The sequence below is a fragment of the Streptomyces sp. NPDC058864 genome (assembly GCF_042742985.1).
Taxonomy (GTDB): domain Bacteria; phylum Actinomycetota; class Actinomycetes; order Streptomycetales; family Streptomycetaceae; genus Actinacidiphila.
In genome coordinates this window covers 47,898-66,595 of sequence record NZ_JBHYMQ010000026.1, presented here as the reverse complement: position 1 = coordinate 66,595, position 18,698 = coordinate 47,898, and the positions used below count along the sequence as shown (strand labels likewise).

Below are 18,698 nucleotides of genomic sequence, written 5' to 3'. Positions count from 1 at the left end.
GGCCATGTCCCTCCTCGGGCGGTCGCAACCGCCTCCGGGAGAGGCGGTGGCGCGACGGCGGCGATCAACGCTTATCGCGTCGGCTGCGGATGCTCAGGGCGATGACGGACACCAGGAACCAGAAGGCACCGAAGGCCGAGTATCCGGCGACGGTGGACAGGCTGCTCGTCGCCGAGGCGGACGTGGCGGCGATGGTGGCGCCGGCGAGTACGGACTGTCCACCGCTGATGACCATGGGCCACTGGGCGCCGACGGTGCGCCGGCGTCGGATCGCCACGACGAGCTGGACGGCTCCGGAAAGGAGGGCCCAGACGCCGAACACGAGAAGGGCCGTCCCGACGGTGGAGAACGCAGCGATGATCATTCCGGCGGTGGTGGCGAGGCCCAGACCCATGTTGACGGTACTGACGCGGTTCGTGGGGCCGGTGCCGGCCAGGCGACGCTCGAGGAGTGTGGCGATGGCGTCCCACAGGGGGTAGACGATGAGCAGTACGGCCGCGATCACTGTCGGCCTGTCCGTCGACACGAGCGAGGCGGAGGTCGTGAAGACGAGTGCCACCCAGATCAGGGAGAAGACGACTCGGATCAGGTGGAGCGTTCGGAGCCCGGAAGGCGTCGTCGTGGCCGTGGTCGGAGTCGTCGAGCTTACGGTGGTCTGAGTCATCGGGTGTCCCGTTGTGATGGTGACGGTGTGAGGCGGTCGCCTCGGTGACGAGTCTCAGCGGCCTCGGGAAGGGCCGTGTACTTCGAACGAAGTAGTTCTGCCATTCGCTTCGAGGGCCTGCGTTCCGCCGTCCCGATCGACCGGAGCGCACTCGCGATCTACATCATTCGAAGTACACGGCCGCCGCACGCATGAACGAGAATCGGCTCATGGTCAAGGCCCAGAACAGTCAGGTCGGGCTTGCGGCATCGCTGTGGGTCCGCCGCCCCGAGGTGCTGCACCGTGTCGCCTACGCGCTGGCCGCGCTGGTGTTCACCGGACAGATCGTGGCAGTGATCCTCAGAGGTTCGGACTGGCCGACTGCCCTCTCCGTGCTCCTCGCCGGCGGCGGTGTCACCCTCTCGTGGTGGAAGCCGTGGGCGGGACTGGTCGTGACGAGCGCCGCGTCCTTCGCCGTGACGGCGGTGGGCCACGACCCCCTGTCGGTGTGGATGATGGCGGTGCTCGTACTGTTCTCGGTCACCCTCAGGGGAAAGCAGCCACTGGCCGGAACCGGCATCGTGGCGGCGTTCTTCCTGGGAGCGTTCATGACAGTCGGGGGATTCCGCGGCGGCGCGGTCGTGGGAGCCGCCGCCGTCTTCTCGGCTGTGGCGGGAGGTGCGTCAGGGGCGGCGCTCCGCATCCATCGGGACCATTGGTGGACCCTGGAGGAACGGGCCGAAAGCGCCATCGCCACCCGCGAGATCGAAGCCACCAGGCGAGTGACCGAAGAACGACTCCGCATCGCCCGAGACCTCCATGACGTCATCGGCCACCAGGTCGCGATGCTGAGCCTGCATCTGGGTGCGGCGGAAATCGGGCTGCCCGAAGACGCCGAGTCCTCCCGGCAGGCCCTCGTCTCGGCCAGGTCCAGCGCCCGCACCGTCGTCGTCGAGACCCAGCGCATCCTCGCGCTCCTCCGCCTGGGGGACGATGTCTCCGGCGACGAGGCGCTCCGGCCGACCCCGGCGCTCAGCGGCCTGGAAGGACTCATCGCCTCTTTCGAGAGCATCGGCCTCGAGGTCCGGCCCTCCATCGACATCCCTGCCGGCTTCGTGGAGCCCAGCGTCGGCGTGACCGTGTACCGGGTCGTTCAGGAAGCACTCACGAACGCCTACCGTCATGGCGAGGGGACGGCAACGGTGGACGTGCGCGAGCACGACGGCAGGATCTGCGTCACCGTGGAGAACCGCGTCGGACGCTCACCCCGCGGCTCCGACTCGGGCAGCGGACTGGGACTCGTGGGGATGCGCGAACGCGTCGAGTCGTCCAGCGGGCGGCTCACGATCGGCAGTCACGACGGGCGATTCCGGGTTCACGCGGAGTTCAGCCCCCTGGGAGCCGTCGTCCGATGACGCGGATTCTGATCGTCGACGACCAGGACGACATAAGGACCGGGATCCGGACGATGCTCCGGCTCGACCCGGGTCTCGTCGTCGTGGGTGATCTCTCCGACGGGCTCCAGGTCATCCCCTTCCTCCGGGAGTACCCCGTCGACCTGGTCCTGATGGACATCCGGATGCCCGGCATCGACGGTGTCGAAGCCACCCGCCGGATCCGCGCGGAGCATCCGCCAGAGAAGACCCGCGTGATCGTGCTGACCACTTTCGACCAGGACGACATCGTTCTCGCCGCCCTGCGCGCGGGCGCCAACGGTTTCCTGAGCAAGACCGTGAGCCCCGCTGAACTCGTCGCCGGAATCACCGAGGTCGTCGGCGGTGGCGGGGCGCTGTCGGCCGCCGCGACGGCCGCGCTCATCGGCCACATGACCGACAGCCCGCCCCCGGTGATCGACCGGGAGCTGCTGCGACGCTTCGGCGCCCTGACACCCAGGGAGCGGGACGTGGTCGTGCTCATCGCGAGCGGCCTCGGAAACGACGAGATCGCGGCGCAGATGTCCGTGTCGCCGTTCACCGTGAAGACGCACGCGGTGCGGGCCATGACGAAGGTCGGCGCACGTGATCGGGCGCAGCTCGTCTCGTTCGCCTTCCGGGCGGGCCTCTACCCCTGAGCCGGGTGGCGTCAGCCGTCCGTCGTGCGAGCGGAGCGGGGCCGTGGGCGGCGTGTCAGTGCGAGGCGCCGCTGCGCCGGGCGTAGGCGCGGGCGGCGCGGACGCGGTCGCCGCAGCGGGTGGAGCACCAGTGGCGCCGGCCATGGGTGCGCATGAGGAACCGGTCGCAGGGGGCGGAGCCGCAGGAGGCGAGGATGCCGGCGTCGGGACCGGTGAGCAGGTCGGCGGCGTCGGCGGCGAGGGTCGCCAGTGCGTGGTTGACGGCCAGGTCGATCGGGTGTGCCTGGACGCGGCGCAGACCCTCGGCCCCGTCCCAGGCGAGGAGGGGTGCCGTGGGCACGGCGGTGAGTGCCTCGTTCACCGCGCGCAGGGAGTCTTCGGGCGGGGCGGTGTGCTCGACATGGGCGGTGAAGAGGGTGCGTACGTGCGCGCGCAGTGTGCGCATCCGCTGAGCGCACACCTCGTACAGCCGCACGTCCGGGGTGGTCAGGCTGTGGGCCGCGAGCCAGTGCATGGCGGATCCGGGGGTGGCGAGCAGGTCGTAGCTCTGGCCGGCGGGCAGGGTCGCGGCGGTGTTGGCGAAGTCCAGGGAACGGTACTGGTCGGCACCCGGAGCTGGGGGCAGGGCGGTCCGCGCTGTGTCGGTGGCCAGGGTGTCGTCCATGCCTCTCATGGTAGCGATTGCTTTTTTCCGTGATGGCCGCCTAGCCTGGTATCACGTTAAACGCAGAAGTTTTTCGTGAGGAACGAGGGAGACGCGATGTCCCAACCCCATGCCGATCAGTTCCCGGTCCGCACGTACGGCGGTCCGACCGCCTTGTTCGAGTACGGCGGCCTGCGGTTCTTGACCGACCCGACGTTCGACGGCCCCGGCGACTACGGCCGGCCCGGCCGCCCCGTCCTGACCAAGACCGCCCCCTCCACCGGCGCCCCCGCCGAACTCGGCCCCATCGACGTGGTCCTGCTCTCTCACGACGAACACCCGGACAATCTCGACACCTCCGGCCGCGCCCTGCTCGCCGACGTCCCCCTCACCCTGACCACCCCAAGCGGCGGCGAGCGCCTCGGGCAGAAGGCCAGGGGCCTGGCCGACTGGGAGACGGTCGAGTTGGAGCGCCCGGGCGGCGGCACTGTCGCCGTCACCGCAGTTCCCGCCATCCACGGCCCCGGCGCGCGCGAGGAGGTCGAGCCCTTCACCGGCCAGGTCGTCGGCTTCGTCCTGACCGGAGAGGGCCTGCCGACGGTCTACGTCAGCGGCGACAACGCCTCCCTCGGCGCCGTCGAGGAGATCGCCGGGCGCTTCGCCCCGGTGGACACCGCCATCCTGTTCGCCGGCGCACCTCGTTTTCCCATGCTTTTCGACGGCAACCTGATCGTCCTGGACAGCGTGCAAGCCGCCGAGGCCGCCCGGATCCTCGACGCCCGCCGCGTCGTCCCGGTCCACCACGACAGCTGGGCCCACTTCACCGAGGGCCGCGAGGACCTGGAGGCCGCCTTCACCGCAGCGGGCCTGGCCGACCGCCTGGACCAGGACTGGAGGCAGCGCACCTCAGCCTGAACCGCCGCACCTTGGTCCGGGTGCCGGCCGTACGCAGCCCGTGGCTGCGCACGATCCTCGACAACCTCACGCACGGCATCCCGGGCCACCCCTTCCAGCGGTCTGGCAACCGAATCCTCAGGGCCCCTGGAATCGATCGTTTAGGCTGGCGCGGTGACTGATGAGACGGAGCGGGTGCAGCCGTCGGGAGTGTGGGCCACGGCGGTGGGAGTGGCCCGGGTGCGGGCGCTGGAGACCGAGCGGGAGAACGCGCTGTTCCGCGACCCACTGGCACGGGCGTTCGCCACCGCCGGAGGCCTGTGGCCCTCCTCGCCGCCGCGGCCCGATGACGAGGCGGCGCGACGCCGCCGACTTGCCGTGTCGTTCTCCATCGTCATCAGGACGAAGTTCCTCGACGACCTGCTGCGGCAGGCCTGCGCGTCCGGTGTCCGGCAGGTCGTGCTGCTCGGCGCCGGCATGGACAGCAGGGCCTTCCGGATGGACTGGCCCGAGGGCACCCGGCTGTTCGAGGTCGACACGGCCGCGCCACTGGACTTCAAGGCGTCGGTGCTGCGCCAGGAGCGGGCCGTCGCACGCTGCGAGCGGATCACCGTCGCGGTGGATCTGCGTGACGACTGGCCGGGCGCGCTGGTTGCCGCTGGGCACGACCCGGCCGAGCCGACCGTGTGGATCGCCGAAGGGCTGCTGATCTATCTGCCCGGGGACGCGGTGGAGCTGCTGCTGGCCCGGATCAGCGCGCAATCGGCGGCAGGCAGCCGGATGGGGCTGACATTGGGCTCGCGCGGCGTGATCGAGCGGTTCGGTGCGGACGCCGTGCCGGGATCGGCGGCGTCCATGTGGGTCTCGGAGATGCCCGACGACCCGGTGGGCTGGCTGGCCGGGCACGGCTGGCAGGCCGGCAGTCACACCCTGCGCGAACGCGCTGCCGCCTATGGCCGCCCGCTCAGTACCCCGCCACGGGGCGAGGAGCAGCCCGGGGGACTGATCTCGGCGGTCCGCAGGTAGAAGGCCTCCCGGTTGCCTGCACGGTCCCGGCGGCGCGGTCGCGAGTGTGAACGGCCGGCGCACGGCGGGGTGTTCGCGGTCCCGGTGTGAACCGACCCGTACACCGGGAACCGCGACCCCAGGTCAGGACGGTCGTTGCGGCGCCGTCGGCAGACGGGAGACGTTCCCACTCACGGTGGACCGCGTCAGAGTTCACTGGGCCGGTGTGCTCGGAGAGGGTCGTGGTGCCGTGCTCTCGCTCGCAGCGCGATCCCTGCGCGTCCGCAGGTGCTTGTAGATGTCCCAGCTTGCGAGCACCACGATGACCGCACCGCCGAGAGCCCAGAACGCGCTGCTGCCACGCAGGTACAAGCGGATGCCCTGAACCGCGAGGTAGAGCCCGGTGGCGAGACCCACATAGGGCATCCGCCTGTCCAGCTTCTCCAGGAAGCCGTCGTCTCTCCGCGGGCGTTCCATGATCAGTCCCCTCCCGAGGGCGGCACTGTACCGCGCGGCCCGCCACCGGGCCACTCCCGCCCGCGCGGGAAGCACCTCACCGCGCAGGCAGGGTCGGCCGAGCAACCTTCCGCCCCTTCGCCCGCATCAAGGTGTCGGGCTTCACCGGGAGGGAGGGGCGGACGCCGCCATCGCCGCCCATGTCCGCCGACGTTGCAACCGTGCGGAATCGAAGACCGACTCGCCGCTGACGCATCGATCCGATCGTGGACCGACTACCCGGGTCGAGGCTGCGCAATGACACCTTGGCGAGCCCTTCGCGAGGTGATCACAAGCCCCTCGGCGTACGCCGCCTACTGTCGAGGACGATGCCCGATCGGGGCCTCACCATCACCGGGCAGGAGGCCCACAGCTCCACCCCTGCCGTGAGCAGGTCCAGTACCGCGTGCCGCTCCTCGGGAGTCCACGCGGCGCACTCCCCTCCGAACAGCTTCTCGTATGCGCTGTCGTGCACCGCGTTCTGCCGGGGCAGCCGGTTGGCCTCGCCAAGTCCCCGGGCCAGGTCCTCGAAGAAGTTCCACGCCTCCAGCACGGCTCCTGGGGGGACGTGCCGGCGAACCGGATCCTCCAGCCAGCGCTGGACACGGGTGAGTTCCAGAGTGCCGGCCACGGAAGTGGCCGGCCTCCACCCCTGTCGGCTCGCGTACACCCGTGCTTGCCGAACAGTCATGAACACCGGCACGCGACGGTGATCCACTTCCGTCAACGCCAGTACCTGATCGGGTTCGTCGCCCCCGCCACCGATCCATAGGACCACCGCGCTGCGGCCGAGCGCGCGCACCCGGTACGCATAGAGACTCCCACTCTCACCCGCACCGCCGCGTCCGGCTGCAGACACATGTGCCGTCTCGATCTCTGCCACGTCCTCACACTGGCACGCCCCCGCGAGCAGCGTCGCGGAATTTCTATGCAGCGACCGGCGCGACTGGAACACCCGAGGGGCGGGGTCTCCAGAGGCACTCGGCGTCGCTGCACCACGGCGCCGGTTGCGCTTACGGCGTGACCCGCCGCGACTCCCCGCCGCTGTCGTCTACGGTGTCAACTCGCGTCGGCGGTGGCATCGAGGGCGGGGTAGTCGGTGAAGCCGGCGGCGTCGCCGCCGTAGAAGGTCGCCGGGTCCGGCTGGTTGAGTGGGCCGCCAGTGCGCCAACGGTGGACGAGGTCGGGGTTGGCTATGTAAGGGCGGCCCACGGCGACCAGGTCCGCCAGGCCACGGCTCAGAACGTCCGTTGCGATCCCGGCGTCCGTGACGGGTTCCCAGCCGGTGTTGACGACCGTGGGGCCGTGGAATCGGCTGCGCAGGTCACTCAGAAGGGAGCCGGCCGGGTCGCCGATCGTGTGCAGGTAGGCCACTCCCAGCCGGGAGAGTGCGTCGACGAGGGCCTGATAGGTGGCAGCCGTCTCATGACGGTCGTCCTCTTGGATGCCGTGGAGGGCGGCACCCGGCGAGATGCGGACACCGACGCGGTCAGGTCCGATGGCCTCGCTGACGGCCCGGACGACCTCGACGACGAACCGGGAGCGCGCCCCGGGGTCACCTCCATAGGCGTCGTCGCGGTGGTTGGTGGAGGGCGAGAGGAACTGGTGCAGCAGGTATCCATTTGCGGCATGCAGTTCGACGCCGTCGAGTCCGGCCGCACGGGCGGCGATGGCCGCGTCGGCGAATTCCCGTACGACCGCGCCGAGTTCCTCGGTCGCCAGGGCGCGGGGCACCGGGTGAGGCCGGGCACCGCGGGCGGTGAACACGGCGCCGGGGGCGGCCAGTGCACTGGGGGCAACGGTCTCCGCGCCGTGCTTGTTGTCGGGGTGCGAGATCCTGCCGGCGTGCATGAGCTGGCCGACGATGAGACCGCCGCCTGCGTGAACCGACTCCGCCACCCGAGCCCACCCGGCGCGCTGCTGCGCCGTGTGCAGTCCGGGGGTGTTCATGTACCCCTGGCCCACCGGGCTCGGCTGCGTCCCCTCGGTGATGATCAGTCCCGCGGTGGCACGCTGCCCGTAGTACGTGGCCATGTCCTCGGTGGGCACCCCGAAGGGCGTGGCACGGTTCCGCGTCATGGGTGCCATGACGATGCGGTTGCGCAGCGTCCACGCACCGACGTCGACCGGTTCGAAGAGCTCGGGCATGTGGACTCCTTGTTACGAGGGGTGGACTTTCAAGAAGCGGCGCGTATCTCCGTCACCGGTGCGCGGCTTGACGTCGAGAGACGGTGAGATGGAAGCACCGGTGAGGGGAACGGGCCCGGCGTCCGGTGCATGAGCCACCGTGGCCCGCACCACGACCGCGCCGCAAAGCCTCATGCCGTTTCGGCAACCCGGCACGGTGCGTGTGCGGCCCGGCTGGTCGAGGCCGCGACGGAACGCGCCACGGTGGCCTGCGCAGAGACGTCTCCGAAACCGGAATCCCGGGCCGGCTCCCCGGTCGTCGGCGCCGGCATCGTCCAGACCGTCCGGAGCCTGCGGATGCACACCACGGCCGATGCGTCATCGCCCGGGCGAGCGTCAGTGAACCACCTGCCGACACGACCGGACCGCGGATCGGACCCCGGCGGGAGGGACAGGAGAGCGGCGTCCCGCGGGCTCCGCTCCCGCAGGACGCCGGCGTTGTCACGGGCAGCCCGACAGACGATCAGTCCTGCCGCCACTGCCCCGCGTCCTCGCGCCAGGCCTCACCGGCCGGCCAGGACAGCACAGGCGCGCCCGGTTCCTCCACCCGGGTCAGCGCGACCATCGCCAGGTCGTCCTCCGGGAGCGCCCCGGCGTGCTCGATGACGTCCTCGAGGATCTCTCCCAGCACATCCGGCAGGCACACGTGACTCGGCGTGCCCTGCCGGATCCACCGCCATGCGGTCGCACGTTCCAGCAGCGGGTAGCAGCGGCCGGCGGCGTCACGGGCCTCCATCAGCCCGTCGGTGTAGAGCAACAGCGTGTCCCCGGGGCACAGTTCGAAGCGTTCCTCGATGGTGCCGCACTCCCGCAGGCCGTACAGGCCCAAGGGGGGCGCCGGGCAGCCCGCGACCAGGGCGACGCTCCCGCGGCGGGCCCGTATGGGCGGGGGATGGCCGTGGTTGACCATGCGGGCGAACCGCTCGCCGTCCCGCACCTCCAGGACGAGCGCCGTCACGAACCGTTCGTCCTTGTCGCGGGCGACGTCGTCGCTCTCCGCCAGGTGGAACAGGAAACTCTCCTCCAGCCGCGCCGACAGCTCGGCCAGGTTGGCGGCGCGCGGCGCCCATTCGCGGAAGGCCCCGAGCACCGCCGCGACGTCCTCGAAGGTGGGCAGGCCCTTGCCGCGCACGTCTCCGATGATCAGCCGGGTCGCCCCACCCGCGCGTGCGACCGCGTAGAGGTCCCCGCCGACCTGGCCGCGGCCCCCGCAGGGCCGGTAGATGGAGGCGAGCCCCAGGGCGCCGATGCGCCCGGGGAGCGGCCGCAGCAGGACCCGCCGCACGGTGTCGGTCACGGCGTGCGCCCGGGCCGCCCTGCAGCGATAGCGGGCCTTCACGCGGCCGAGCACCATCGCCGCGGTTCCCGCGGTGATCAGCGGCGCCAGGCCGCATGCGAGGCTCGGATGGGAGTACAGGGGCAGGATCACGCACACCGCGCAGACTGCGAGGATCCACGCCACGACGCTGGCGGCGGCCAGGTATCGCAGCGGTTTCCCTTCGTCCTGCCCCTCCTCGAACTGTTCGACGTCCGTCATCAGCGCCACTCCCTCGCGGTCGTGCGCGGTGCCGGGAGCCGGCGGATCCGCGAGCGGTCCCTGGTCCACGCATTGGCGTCCCACTCGTGATGGGACACCTCGACCGTAGGGAGGGGCCGCTGAGGTACCTTGCCCCGTCGTGCACGGTGCCTTGCCCGTCCGTGCAGGGCACGGCGCGGCCACGGGCGGGTCAGGGGCGGCGGGCGGCCCGGGCGGTGCGCCCGGCGCGGACGTACGGGTCCGCGCGCCTTCGACCGGACCGCATGGCGAGACCCCCGGACTTGATCCCGGCCCGCGGACGTAGTGTGTGGGCGCCCCCGAGATCCCCGAGGAGAGACCCGAAGTGGCCGAGCTGTTCTACGACGACGATGCCGGCCTGCCCCGGTACAACGAGTACAAGAAGGCCGACGGGAACCACCTGCGGGAGACCACCGGCAAGAAGCTCCGCAAGCTCATGAGCTGGGCCGAGAACGGTGACTGATCCGTCCCCGCGGGTGCAGGCGCCCGCCGACCGGCGCGCGGATCCCCGCTTCGCCGCCCTCCTCCTGGACAGCTACCGCCGTCTGGTGGGCGTCGAGCTCTGCCCGCCGGTGTGGGCGTCGGACTCCGGGGCGGCCCGGTGGCTCTACGAGGAGGCGCCGTTCGGGTTGCTGGCGCACGACGCATCGGACGACCCGCTGTTCGTCTACGCCAACCTGACCGCCCAGCGGTGCTTCGAATACGGCTGGGACGAGTTCGTCGGGCTGCCCTCACGGCTGTCAGCGGAACCGGCCGCCCAGGAGGACCGCGACGCCCTGCTGCACCAGGTCGCCGTGCACCATCACGTCACCGGATACCAGGGCATTCGCGTCTCCAAGTCAGGCCGCCGCTTCTGGATACGGGACGTCACGATGTGGGAGCTCATCGACGACGACAACACCTTCCACGGCCAGGCGGCCGTTTTCCACTCCTGGCCGGCCGCCTGACCCTCTCCCTGGCGTGGCTCGCAGCAGGGCAGGCCGATGTCCTGCCCGGTCGACAAGCGCATGTCCTCGACGGTCGGCTCGCCGATCGGCCGACGCCGCAGGGCGTGTGCAGTAGTGACAAGACGAGTGTCGCCGGCTGACGGAGCCGGCCGACAGTCACGTTCGAGCTCTTCGAGGAACCGGTCACGATCCAAGGAGCGCGTCACCGAGCGATCGTCCTTCACGGCCTGGCGTACAGGATCCGGGGGAGCGCATCTGGTTGTGGACCGCAGGCGGGAGAGCCGGCCCCAAGCCGTGCGCCGAGGACTGCTGCCGACCTGTTCCTCGAACGCGCGGGACGGCGACGTGGCTCTGGCCTCGGGGCGCGACGGTGGCCCGGTGCGCGATCGGTCCTGCTCAGTTTGTGAGCGGTGTCCAGCCGTCGCGCGCGTACCAGTAGCGCGGCAGGCCCCCGATGCCGCTGGTGCGGAACGCAAGACCGTGGTCGTCGATGCGTTCGGTGCCGGTGCGGCCTTGCGAGGACCAGTCGAGTTCCAGGTACCAGCGGCAGTCGCAGTCGGCGGTTCGTGCGTCCACCAGCAGTACCTCGGGGTCCTTCGACGACACCCGGTAGGGCATGCGCATGGCCGGGGTACTGGTGGCGTGCTCACTGCCCTGGACCGGGTGGGCGATCGGTCGGTTCACGTCCAGGTCCACGGCGAACGAGCGGGGGGTGATGTCGCTGCCGCAGCCCTGGCCTGTGGAGTAGACGGTGCCCTTCACCGGGGCGGCGCGTCCCACGACGCGGACCCGCAGTGCTTCCAGGACGACGGCTGCGTCCGTCCGCCCCTGCACGGAGATGCCCACGAGTGTGTGGCCGCCGTGCACCGCGCCTTGCGTACGTGCCCATGGGGCGGCGTCTTGTGGGGCCGGGGGTGGCGGCACCTGCTGGGGTGCCTTGCCGATGACGTAGTCGTGCTGGCAACCGAGTTCCCAGAGCTGGGAGTTCGCCGTCCAGGTGAGGGGCGCGGCGGCGGGGACGGTCGTGGCGGAGGGGTTCATGGACCGGCCCGACGAAGGGTTGCCCGCGGCGGGTGCCTTCGGCGAGGGCGTGCCGGACGGCCGGCGGTGCGTGGTGGAGGCGGGTACGGACGGTGTCGTGGAGTCGTGCCGTGCACCCGTGGTCTTCGCGGGCGCCGTGCCGGAAGCCCGGTCGTCACCGGCGGTCCAGGAGAGCCCGGACGGCAGGGTGGTCAGGCTGCCCAGGGTGGCGATCAGTGCGGTCACGACGGCTGCGGTGACCGCCACGCGGCGCCTGCGCCAGGGCTGTCGTGGGGCGGGGCGGGACGCTGCGTCGCCGTCGTGCGACGAACCCGCAAGGCTCTCAGCGCCGGTCTGCCGGGGGCCGGGCGAGGGGCCGGACGCTGCCGCGGGCAGAGGGTCGGCGGCCGTCGTGGAGACGGAGCCGGCGACTGCCGCGGGCACCGGGTCGGCCGCCCGATCGGCCAAGGGGCCTTCACTGCGGGCCTGGTGGGCCCCGGCGTCGTCCGGTACGGACTTGGTCGCCGTCCGGGACCGCTGCCGTGCCGCCACTGCCAGGATCCACCGCCGGTGCAGCTCGATCCGTTCGGCCGCACTGGCCTGGCACATCGCGGCGAAGCGTTCCACAGGTGCGAAGCCGAGCGGCACCGCGTCCCCCGCGCAGTACCGGTGCAGCGTCGAGGCGTTCATGTTCAGGCGGCGCGCGAGGGCCGCGTAACTGCGGTCCGTGCGGGCCTTGAGCTGTCGCAGCAGCGCCGCGAACTCTTCCACCTCGTCCTGGGACGGCACCGATTCATTCCCCCTCACCCGCCTCGCGTCCCAGGACGGCATCCCAGGCACTCCCTATAAGGAGAGGTCAGCAGGCCTGGGACGGTTTCACCGTTGCGGATGGGGCGCAGTCCGTTGTGCCCGGACCGCGCCGCCGACGACGCTCATGGGGTCGCCGGAGCCGCCCCACAGGCACGAGGGCCGAGGAGGCCGCCCCGCACACAGCGACGCACATCCGGACCCATCGAATCGGGGAAGCACACTGATGAAAAGCAACACGACCGCCCGCAAGAACGTCAGCCGCACCGCTTTGATCGCCGGTCTTGTCGCCGCCGTGGCCCTTCCGCTGGGGCTCACCGCGTCGGCACAGGCGTCCGCCCCTGCCGCCCCCGCCAAGGTGTCCGCCGCGGCACCGCGGTCGGTCAGCGGTACGCCCGGCCAAGCGATGACCCGGGTCGCCGACTTCTACGGCGCGTACATCGACGCGAAGGGCGACTACGAGGACCCGGACGGCACTCTGGCCACGGTACTTCGCACGCACTACCTGACGCCCGGCTTCGCCCAGCGGCTGGCGGCCTGGGAGGAGGAGAACGGGGCGGACGGGGTCCTGCGTGCCCAGAACGTCCCTGCGCGCTGGAAGGTGACCGACAACGGTGCTGTGGGCAACGGGCACGAGGTCGTCGTCACGCTGACCTTCGGCAGCGGGGGGACGACGCAGAAGATCAAGCTCTTCGTACTGCTGGAGCGGTACGACCACATCGTCGACATTGGCACCGTGAGCAGCCGCTGACGGCACAGCCGTCCCACCCTGGTGCCTGGCCGGAGCCGGGCACCAGGGTGGGAAGACGCATGCCCTCGCGGGTCGGGGTTTCGTCCCCGCCCCCGATGTTGGTCGACCCCGGACTGCTGGTTGTTCTGGCGTGGTCCATGTGGTGTCCGGGTGGTGTGGCGCCGTCGCGCGGCGGCGCGGATTGTGGGCGTTCTTATGGCCTGTGTCAAGTCCCGTGTTGTCGGAACGTGACCCAGGCGCTGTGGCCGGGCGTAATGGAGATGCGGGCCTCGCAGGGCAGGAAATGTGAGGCAGGCCCCGGCGGCAGGAAATCCTTTGTCGGGTACTTCCGTCGCTGGTCCGGATATTTTTCCGGTATTCCCATTGAAGTTTCTCTTTGTGAGGAGTTCGGTCATGTTTCGCAGCACTCAGGTTTCCGGTCGGGTTCGTTCGCCGCGTCGTGGGTTTCGGGCAGTGGTGCTTTTCGCGTCGGCCGGTTTGATCTCCGGAGCCGTCGCGCTCCCGGCTTCGGCGGCGACGGCGGAGGTGAGCAGGAGCACCACCGCCACGGCGGGTGTGGTGACCGATGGCGGAAAGGGCGGTGAGGGCGGCGCCGGAGGCAGCAGTGTCTTCGGTCCCGGCGGCGCCGGTGGCTCCGGTGGTTCCGGTGGCGGCAGCGTCTTCGGCAACGGTGGGGCTGGTGGGACCGGTGGGGCAGGCGGTGACAGCGTCTTCGGTCCCGGCGGGGGCGCCGGTGGCGGGGGCGGCGGCGGTGAAAGCGTGTTCGGCAACGGGGGTAGGGGCGGCAACGGCGGTTCGGGGGGCGGCAGCATCTTCGGCAATGCCGGTAACGGCGGCAGCGCGGGTTCCGGTGGGGACAGTGTCTTCGGTGCCGGTGGTGGCGGCGGTAACGGAGGCTCGGGCGGGAACAGTGTCTTCGGGGATGGCGGCAACGGCGGAAAGGCCGGTGGCGGTGGCGGCAGCATATTCGGCCCCGGCGGTTCCGGCGGTGTCGGTGGTGCCGGCGGGATCAGCATCTTCTGAGCGCCATTCGTGATCCTCTGACGACCTGTCGCGGAGGGCCCGTACCCACGGTGAGGTACGGGCCCTCCACCCCGGGTCCCGGACCGGGGGCCCGTCTCTCGCGGATCTGGCCGCGGATATGGAGAATCCAGTGAAGTCACATCGTGTGTGGAAGCGTCCTTTGGCCTTGGTGGTGATGGCGGCCGCGATCGCCGGTGGCGGCGCCTGCTCGTCCGAGGGCTCGTCCGCTGGAGCCTCGGCCGCACAGACCCGCCACGACGGCAGCCGGGGCGTCGGCGGTGCCGGCGGTACCGACTCCGTCACCGGTGTCCTGGCGGGCTGCGGCCGCGGCGGGGAAGGCGGCCAGGGTAGCCGGCCCGGCGAGCCGGGGCAGCCGGGCCAGCCGGGCCAGCCGGGTGGGGCGGGGTGTCTGCGGCTCGCTGATCTGCCGGTCAAACCCGCCGAGGATCTGTCGGTGGTGGACAAGGTGCGGATCGTTCTGACCGTGACGTCAGGGCATGCCACCCGTACCGAGGTCGCGGAGAAGTACCAGGTGCCCGAGAAGGTGTTCGACATGTGGAAGGAGCAGGTTCTGGGCGGTGACTGGCTCGGGTTGTCCGGCAAGGGTTTCCCCTTCTCGACCTGATGCCCCCGGCAGGCGGGCGGCCGCGGGCCACGAGCTCCCGATATGTCCCGGTCCGTTGCGGCCGGGTCCTTCACACATCGTGGGGGCATTTGCCTCGCGGTGGCGTACGGGTGACGGGGCTGCCGGCGGTCGCCGGCTTCACAGTTCTGGAAGAGGCATTCCGACGGTACGCGTAGGGCACCGGGTGAACGGCCCGCCACCTTTCAGATGACCAACCGGGAGTGTCGCGGCCCGGTACGCAACTCTTCCCGGACATGGATCACTTCGCCGCCGTCGGCCGGTTCCTGGCCTTGGTCGGCGCGTTCACCCTGTTTCTCGGAGACTCGAAGGAGTGGCTGACCTTCTTCGGGCTGGGCAAGTTGGTCTAGGTCGAAGCCACCGCTGTGCGTGCCGCGGCACGCAAGGTCGCGGCCCGGCCGGCACGTCAGCCGCGCCGCGTTCCTGGCCCGGTGACCTTCTCCGTTCAAGGGCTCCTGCTACTGACTGTTCGGCTGACGGCAGAGGATGATGACAACAGATCCATACGCGTGGGGAACTTGGGGGTAGCCCGCGGCGCACCTGTAGCTGTGAATGAACTCCTGAGAGCACATCTCAATTGGCGTCGATGAGGCCCGCTGCGACGAGTAGGGCAAGTCGGCGCAAGCGCCGGTAGTACTGGATTCCTGCGGGATCGGTGATCGCAGGGATGACTCGGTCCAGGTCCTCGATGCAGCGCTGCAGGATGCGGCTGCGTTCTCGGTCGAGGGCGCCACCGTTGTTCAGCCACGTAAGAACGCAGCCAGCGGTGTCCGCGTCGAGCATGACCATGTCCGTGCCCCCGAATTCGGCACCTCGTAGGCAGGCTGGGAAGGGGGCGTGGCGGTGTTCGCGCCAGAGGGCGGCTGCGTTCTGTACCTGCTCGGACGATCTGCTCACCCGCACCATTTTGCTGCAACCCATCGGCGAACGAGGTGTTCGTTCACGTGTTCAGACGGCGGTAGCGGATGAGGGTGCAGGCGACGCTGCTGAAAGCCGAGGGACCGGGTCGGTCCGCAGGGGATCGGCGCTGGCCCAGCCGACGACGCGGCGCGAGGCGATGTCCGTGACGGTGGCGAGGTAGAGCCGGCCCTCGTCGGTCGGGACGTAGGTGATGTTGCCGCCGCGCGGCCAATTCGTCGCGTTCGCTGCTGGTCAGGCTGTCTCGCTCGCCGAAGTCGACCTCGGCCTGCTTCACCCGGTCACGCACCGCGGTCTCGGTCGGGTCGAAGTCCTTGGCAAGCTGGCCGATCGAACGGTCACCACGATGGCACGGCTCGACGATCTCGGCCCTGAACTCGGGCGTGAACGGGCGGCGAAGGCGTGGCTGCTCGTTCCCCCCATGCTCCCCACGATGGACATCCTCTGGGGGCTGAACCCCCGATCTCCGATATCCGCCGAAGCGGCTCAAGCCCACGCATCTCACTAGACGCGTCGCTTCGGGGATGACCGGGTAGTCGACCACCACGCGCATCCCCCGCGCGGCCAGGAGACGCGCGGTGGCCGCCCCGATCCCGCTGCTGCCCCCCGTCACCAGTGCCACCCTGCCGGTTGCCCCAGTCATGGGCCCACTCCTCGTCCTCGTCGTGGCGGACGGCCGGAATGACCGCCCTGTCTCCCGGTGGCTACGAGGCGAGCAGCGCTTTCCGGGGTGCGGCGGGTCATCTCACGGAGCAGCCCCAGCCGCGCCGCTCCGCCCGCCGCGGTTCCCGATCGGGCGGGCACGGAGCTCGGCGCGTCCCGCCCGGTGGTGGAGACGGGGTCATCGGTGTTCCGGGTTCGGGAAGTCGGGGCGGCAGCCGGCGTCCCACTCGGAGCGCTGGTTGCCGTAGGCGGGAAACCCTCCTTCGCGTCGCAGCATGCCCGCCAGATGCAGGAGGTTGTAGGTCATGAACGTCGTGTTGCGGTTGGTGAAGTCGTTCTCCGGGCCGCCGGAGCCCGGGTCGAGATAGGAGGGGCCGGGTCCGGCCTCACCGATCCACCCGGCGTCGGCCTGCGGCGGAATCGTGTAGCCGAGGTGCTGGAGGCTGTAGAGGACGTTCATGGCGCAGTGCTTGATCCCGTCCTCGTTGCCGGTGATCAGGCAGCCGCCGACGCGTCCGTAGTAGGCGTACTGTCCGGCGTCGTTGAGCAGACTGGAGCAGCCGTAGAGCCGTTCGATGACGCGCTTCATCACCGAACTGTTGTCTCCCAGCCAGATGGGCCCGCACAGCACGAGGACGTCCGCGGCCAGGACCCGCTCGAACAGCTCCGGCCAGGCATCACCGGCCCAGCCGTGTTCCCTCATGTCCGGCCACACTCCGGTCGCGATGTCGTGGTCGACCGCGCGGACCGTCTCCACCTGGACGCCGTGCCCGCGCATGATGCCCGCGCTCAGCTCGATGAGCCCCTCGGTGTTGCTGACCTCGGGCGACCGCTTCAGCGTCGTGTTGACGAACATGGCGCGCAGTCCTTCGAACCGCGGCACCCGCGCCCCGGGCGCGGTCATCGGGTCAGCCGCCACCTTTTCCTCCCAGCGTGTGGTCTGTCCGGAGGGCACCCCGGCGCCCGGTCCGGGGCGATGCCTCTTCCTGGAGGCTCACCCACGTACGCCTGGCGGGCAACCCGAAATCCCGCACCTCGGCTGTGGTCCCGCCGGCCGGCACGACCGCCGAGCGGGTCGCACCGGTGTTCGCATCTCGCGGCCGGGAGAGGCCCTGCCGCTCCTACTGGGGTGGGTGTTCGTCGCGGATCCGGGCGATGGATGCGGTGTCCTCGGCGTCCATCCTGGCGGCCTCCTGCAAGACGCGCTCGAGACTGCCCCGCGGAATGACCACGGCTCCCGCCGTGTCCGCGAAGACGTAGTCCCCAGGGGTGACGCAGACGCCGGCGACCTCCACCGCGATGCCGGCCGCGAACGGCATGACGGTGTCACCGCCCCAGCGAGTGGCCTCGCCGTGGCACCAGGCGGCGAACCCGTGCTCGCGCAGCTGGGCGTAGTCCCGCAGCCGGCCGTCCGCCAGCACGCCGGCGAGCCCGTGAACTGCGACCCGGGACAGTTTCGTACCGCCGGCGTGTGAGACGTCCGGATAGCCGCCGCTGGAGAGGACCAGGACCTTCCCGGCCGGGTCGTCACCGACCGCCCGGTAGAACAGGTCACTGAAGCCGGTGCCTGTCTGCGGCAGGTCGTCCCGGTAGGGCAGGAAGGCCATGGTGGCGGCCGGACCGAAGAGCGGCCTGGTGGGGTCGGGGCTGGACAGGGCGAGGATGTGCGCGCGGTGCTGGTGGAGGCGGCCCATCGCGTCCACCAGCGCCGCACAACCCAGCCGCGCCGCCGTGGCCGCATACTCGGCACCCGGATCACTGCTCATGCTTCTCCTCCTGACCCGCTCGCGATCTGTCCGCCACTGCGGCGCGCCGCATTCGAGGCGGGCTCCGGGCGCTGCCGGGAGGCGGCGAGCGCAACGGGCGGGTGTCCGCGGCGGCCGAGAAGAGCTTCGTGCCGCGATGTGCGCAAGCGCTGCCGCACGTGTTCCGGCAAGCGCGGCTCAGCCGATCCTAAGACGGGATCGACCGGGGCGCCCGGGCTGCCTGTGCGCCCGACGGGCGGTTTCCCGTCCACGGCCGGTCATGGCAGCTGGTTGCGTTCCAGCGAGAAGAACGTGACCTGGTAGAAGCCGCTCTGCACATGTGCGGGCAACCGCCGCACGTGATCGGCATGGATGGTCGTATAGACGTCGTGCCTGGTCATCCCCGGTGCGGGTGTGTAGGTGCCGGAGAAGGTCATCAGATCCTGCTCGCGATGGCTGAAGGTGATGATGAAGCAGTATTCGACCAGGGGTTCCGCGGGGTGCGACATGGCCGCCTCTCGGTGGTGTGGGTTCGGCTCTGTCCATGCGGACGAACGAGTGATCCGGTCGGGTTGCGGTCGCTGTCGCGGCGGCGGGTGCAGGCATGCTCGGTGACGGTGCTGGTGGTGTCCTCGTCGGCTACGGGGGTGGTGTGGCCACCCAAGGAGCGCCTGGGTGACGCCACGAC

Annotated in this window: 20 protein-coding genes and 1 pseudogene; 9 read left to right on the top strand and 12 right to left on the bottom strand. The window is 70.6% G+C overall.

Features of this window, described 5'->3' with window-relative positions; translation table 11 throughout:
- Window positions 1–64: 64 nt before the first annotated feature.
- Window positions 65–664, bottom strand: a complete 600-nt coding sequence (locus tag ACFW3D_RS21045) for a DUF308 domain-containing protein (protein ID WP_500505767.1) — start codon at window positions 662–664, stop codon at window positions 65–67.
- 209 nt (window positions 665–873) lie between these two features.
- Here ACFW3D_RS21045 and ACFW3D_RS21040 point away from each other — a divergent pair, with 209 nt between their 5' ends.
- Both ACFW3D_RS21040 and ACFW3D_RS21035 read left to right on the top strand, forming a co-directional pair.
- Window positions 874–2,058: a sensor histidine kinase gene (locus ACFW3D_RS21040; RefSeq protein ID WP_500505766.1), complete on the top strand. Its 1,185-nt coding sequence runs from the start codon at window positions 874–876 to the stop codon at window positions 2,056–2,058.
- Window positions 2,055–2,714, top strand: a complete 660-nt coding sequence (locus ACFW3D_RS21035; RefSeq protein ID WP_500505764.1) for a response regulator transcription factor — start codon at window positions 2,055–2,057, stop codon at window positions 2,712–2,714. Before ACFW3D_RS21040 ends, ACFW3D_RS21035 begins: the two co-directional genes overlap by 4 nt.
- Window positions 2,715–2,769: 55 nt before the next feature.
- On the opposite strand, the gene ACFW3D_RS21030 is transcribed toward ACFW3D_RS21035, so the two are convergent.
- Window positions 2,770–3,378, bottom strand: a complete 609-nt coding sequence (locus ACFW3D_RS21030; RefSeq protein WP_500505763.1) for an ABATE domain-containing protein — start codon at window positions 3,376–3,378, stop codon at window positions 2,770–2,772.
- A gap of 96 nt (window positions 3,379–3,474) precedes the next feature.
- Between ACFW3D_RS21030 and ACFW3D_RS21025 the strand changes: the two genes are divergently transcribed.
- Together ACFW3D_RS21025 and ACFW3D_RS21020 are read left to right on the top strand one after the other, a co-directional pair.
- Window positions 3,475–4,272 (top strand): MBL fold metallo-hydrolase, encoded by a 798-nt coding sequence (locus tag ACFW3D_RS21025; RefSeq protein ID WP_500505762.1) that lies wholly within the window; start codon window positions 3,475–3,477, stop codon window positions 4,270–4,272.
- A gap of 189 nt (window positions 4,273–4,461) precedes the next feature.
- The gene (locus ACFW3D_RS21020) at window positions 4,462–5,277 is read left to right on the top strand and encodes a class I SAM-dependent methyltransferase (protein ID WP_500505808.1); all 816 of its coding nucleotides are present in this window, start codon (window positions 4,462–4,464) and stop codon (window positions 5,275–5,277) included.
- Window positions 5,278–5,469: 192 nt separating this feature from the next.
- On the opposite strand, the gene ACFW3D_RS21015 is transcribed toward ACFW3D_RS21020, so the two are convergent.
- The 4 genes from ACFW3D_RS21015 to ACFW3D_RS21000 all read right to left on the bottom strand — a co-directional run bounded on the left by ACFW3D_RS21015 (window position 5,470) and on the right by ACFW3D_RS21000 (window position 9,475).
- Window positions 5,470–5,733 carry a hypothetical protein gene (locus tag ACFW3D_RS21015; protein WP_500505761.1) on the bottom strand — a complete coding sequence of 88 codons (264 nt, stop codon included), beginning with the start codon at window positions 5,731–5,733 and terminating at the stop codon, window positions 5,470–5,472.
- A 307-nt stretch (window positions 5,734–6,040) separates the two neighbouring features.
- Window positions 6,041–6,382: a hypothetical protein gene (locus ACFW3D_RS21010; RefSeq protein WP_500505760.1), complete on the bottom strand. Its 342-nt coding sequence runs from the start codon at window positions 6,380–6,382 to the stop codon at window positions 6,041–6,043.
- 428 nt (window positions 6,383–6,810) lie between these two features.
- Window positions 6,811–7,899, bottom strand: a complete 1,089-nt coding sequence (locus ACFW3D_RS21005; RefSeq protein WP_500505758.1) for an alkene reductase — start codon at window positions 7,897–7,899, stop codon at window positions 6,811–6,813.
- Window positions 7,900–8,401: 502 nt separating this feature from the next.
- Window positions 8,402–9,475: a PP2C family protein-serine/threonine phosphatase gene (locus ACFW3D_RS21000; RefSeq protein WP_500505757.1), complete on the bottom strand. Its 1,074-nt coding sequence runs from the start codon at window positions 9,473–9,475 to the stop codon at window positions 8,402–8,404.
- Between the two features lie 367 nt (window positions 9,476–9,842).
- Between ACFW3D_RS21000 and ACFW3D_RS20995 the strand changes: the two are divergent.
- A pseudogene (locus ACFW3D_RS20995) lies at window positions 9,843–9,956 on the top strand (ketol-acid reductoisomerase); the annotation flags it as partial.
- On the top strand, window positions 9,949–10,440 hold the full coding sequence (locus ACFW3D_RS20990; protein ID WP_500505756.1) for an MEKHLA domain-containing protein: 492 nt from the start codon (window positions 9,949–9,951) through the stop codon (window positions 10,438–10,440). The pseudogene ACFW3D_RS20995 and the gene ACFW3D_RS20990, both read left to right, overlap by 8 nt.
- 396 nt (window positions 10,441–10,836) lie before the next feature.
- Here the strand turns inward: ACFW3D_RS20990 and ACFW3D_RS20985 are convergent, their stop codons facing one another.
- Entirely contained in the window at window positions 10,837–12,249 is a 1,413-nt protein-coding gene (locus tag ACFW3D_RS20985) for a helix-turn-helix domain-containing protein (protein WP_500505755.1), read from the bottom strand.
- A 244-nt stretch (window positions 12,250–12,493) separates the two neighbouring features.
- Here ACFW3D_RS20985 and ACFW3D_RS20980 point away from each other — a divergent pair, with 244 nt between their 5' ends.
- The 3 genes from ACFW3D_RS20980 to ACFW3D_RS20970 all read left to right on the top strand — a co-directional run bounded on the left by ACFW3D_RS20980 (window position 12,494) and on the right by ACFW3D_RS20970 (window position 14,666).
- Window positions 12,494–13,018, top strand: a complete 525-nt coding sequence (locus ACFW3D_RS20980) for a hypothetical protein (protein ID WP_500505754.1) — start codon at window positions 12,494–12,496, stop codon at window positions 13,016–13,018.
- Between the two features lie 393 nt (window positions 13,019–13,411).
- On the top strand, window positions 13,412–14,041 hold the full coding sequence (locus tag ACFW3D_RS20975; protein ID WP_500505753.1) for a hypothetical protein: 630 nt from the start codon (window positions 13,412–13,414) through the stop codon (window positions 14,039–14,041).
- Window positions 14,042–14,201: 160 nt separating this feature from the next.
- Window positions 14,202–14,666: a hypothetical protein gene (locus ACFW3D_RS20970; RefSeq protein ID WP_500505752.1), complete on the top strand. Its 465-nt coding sequence runs from the start codon at window positions 14,202–14,204 to the stop codon at window positions 14,664–14,666.
- A gap of 591 nt (window positions 14,667–15,257) precedes the next feature.
- On the opposite strand, the gene ACFW3D_RS20965 is transcribed toward ACFW3D_RS20970, so the two are convergent.
- From ACFW3D_RS20965 to ACFW3D_RS20945, 5 genes are all read right to left on the bottom strand, one after another.
- Window positions 15,258–15,467, bottom strand: a complete 210-nt coding sequence (locus tag ACFW3D_RS20965; RefSeq protein WP_500505751.1) for a hypothetical protein — start codon at window positions 15,465–15,467, stop codon at window positions 15,258–15,260.
- Window positions 15,468–15,624: 157 nt separating this feature from the next.
- Complete coding sequence (locus tag ACFW3D_RS20960; RefSeq protein ID WP_500505750.1) at window positions 15,625–16,245, bottom strand: transposase; 621 nt, start codon at window positions 16,243–16,245, stop codon at window positions 15,625–15,627.
- Window positions 16,246–16,443: 198 nt separating this feature from the next.
- Window positions 16,444–17,169, bottom strand: coding sequence for a flavodoxin family protein (locus ACFW3D_RS20955; protein WP_500505749.1), 726 nt, complete (start codon window positions 17,167–17,169; stop codon window positions 16,444–16,446).
- A 217-nt stretch (window positions 17,170–17,386) separates the two neighbouring features.
- Window positions 17,387–18,031 (bottom strand): RraA family protein, encoded by a 645-nt coding sequence (locus tag ACFW3D_RS20950; protein WP_500505748.1) that lies wholly within the window; start codon window positions 18,029–18,031, stop codon window positions 17,387–17,389.
- Between the two features lie 257 nt (window positions 18,032–18,288).
- Window positions 18,289–18,519: a hypothetical protein gene (locus ACFW3D_RS20945; RefSeq protein WP_500505747.1), complete on the bottom strand. Its 231-nt coding sequence runs from the start codon at window positions 18,517–18,519 to the stop codon at window positions 18,289–18,291.
- Window positions 18,520–18,698 lie beyond the last annotated feature (179 nt).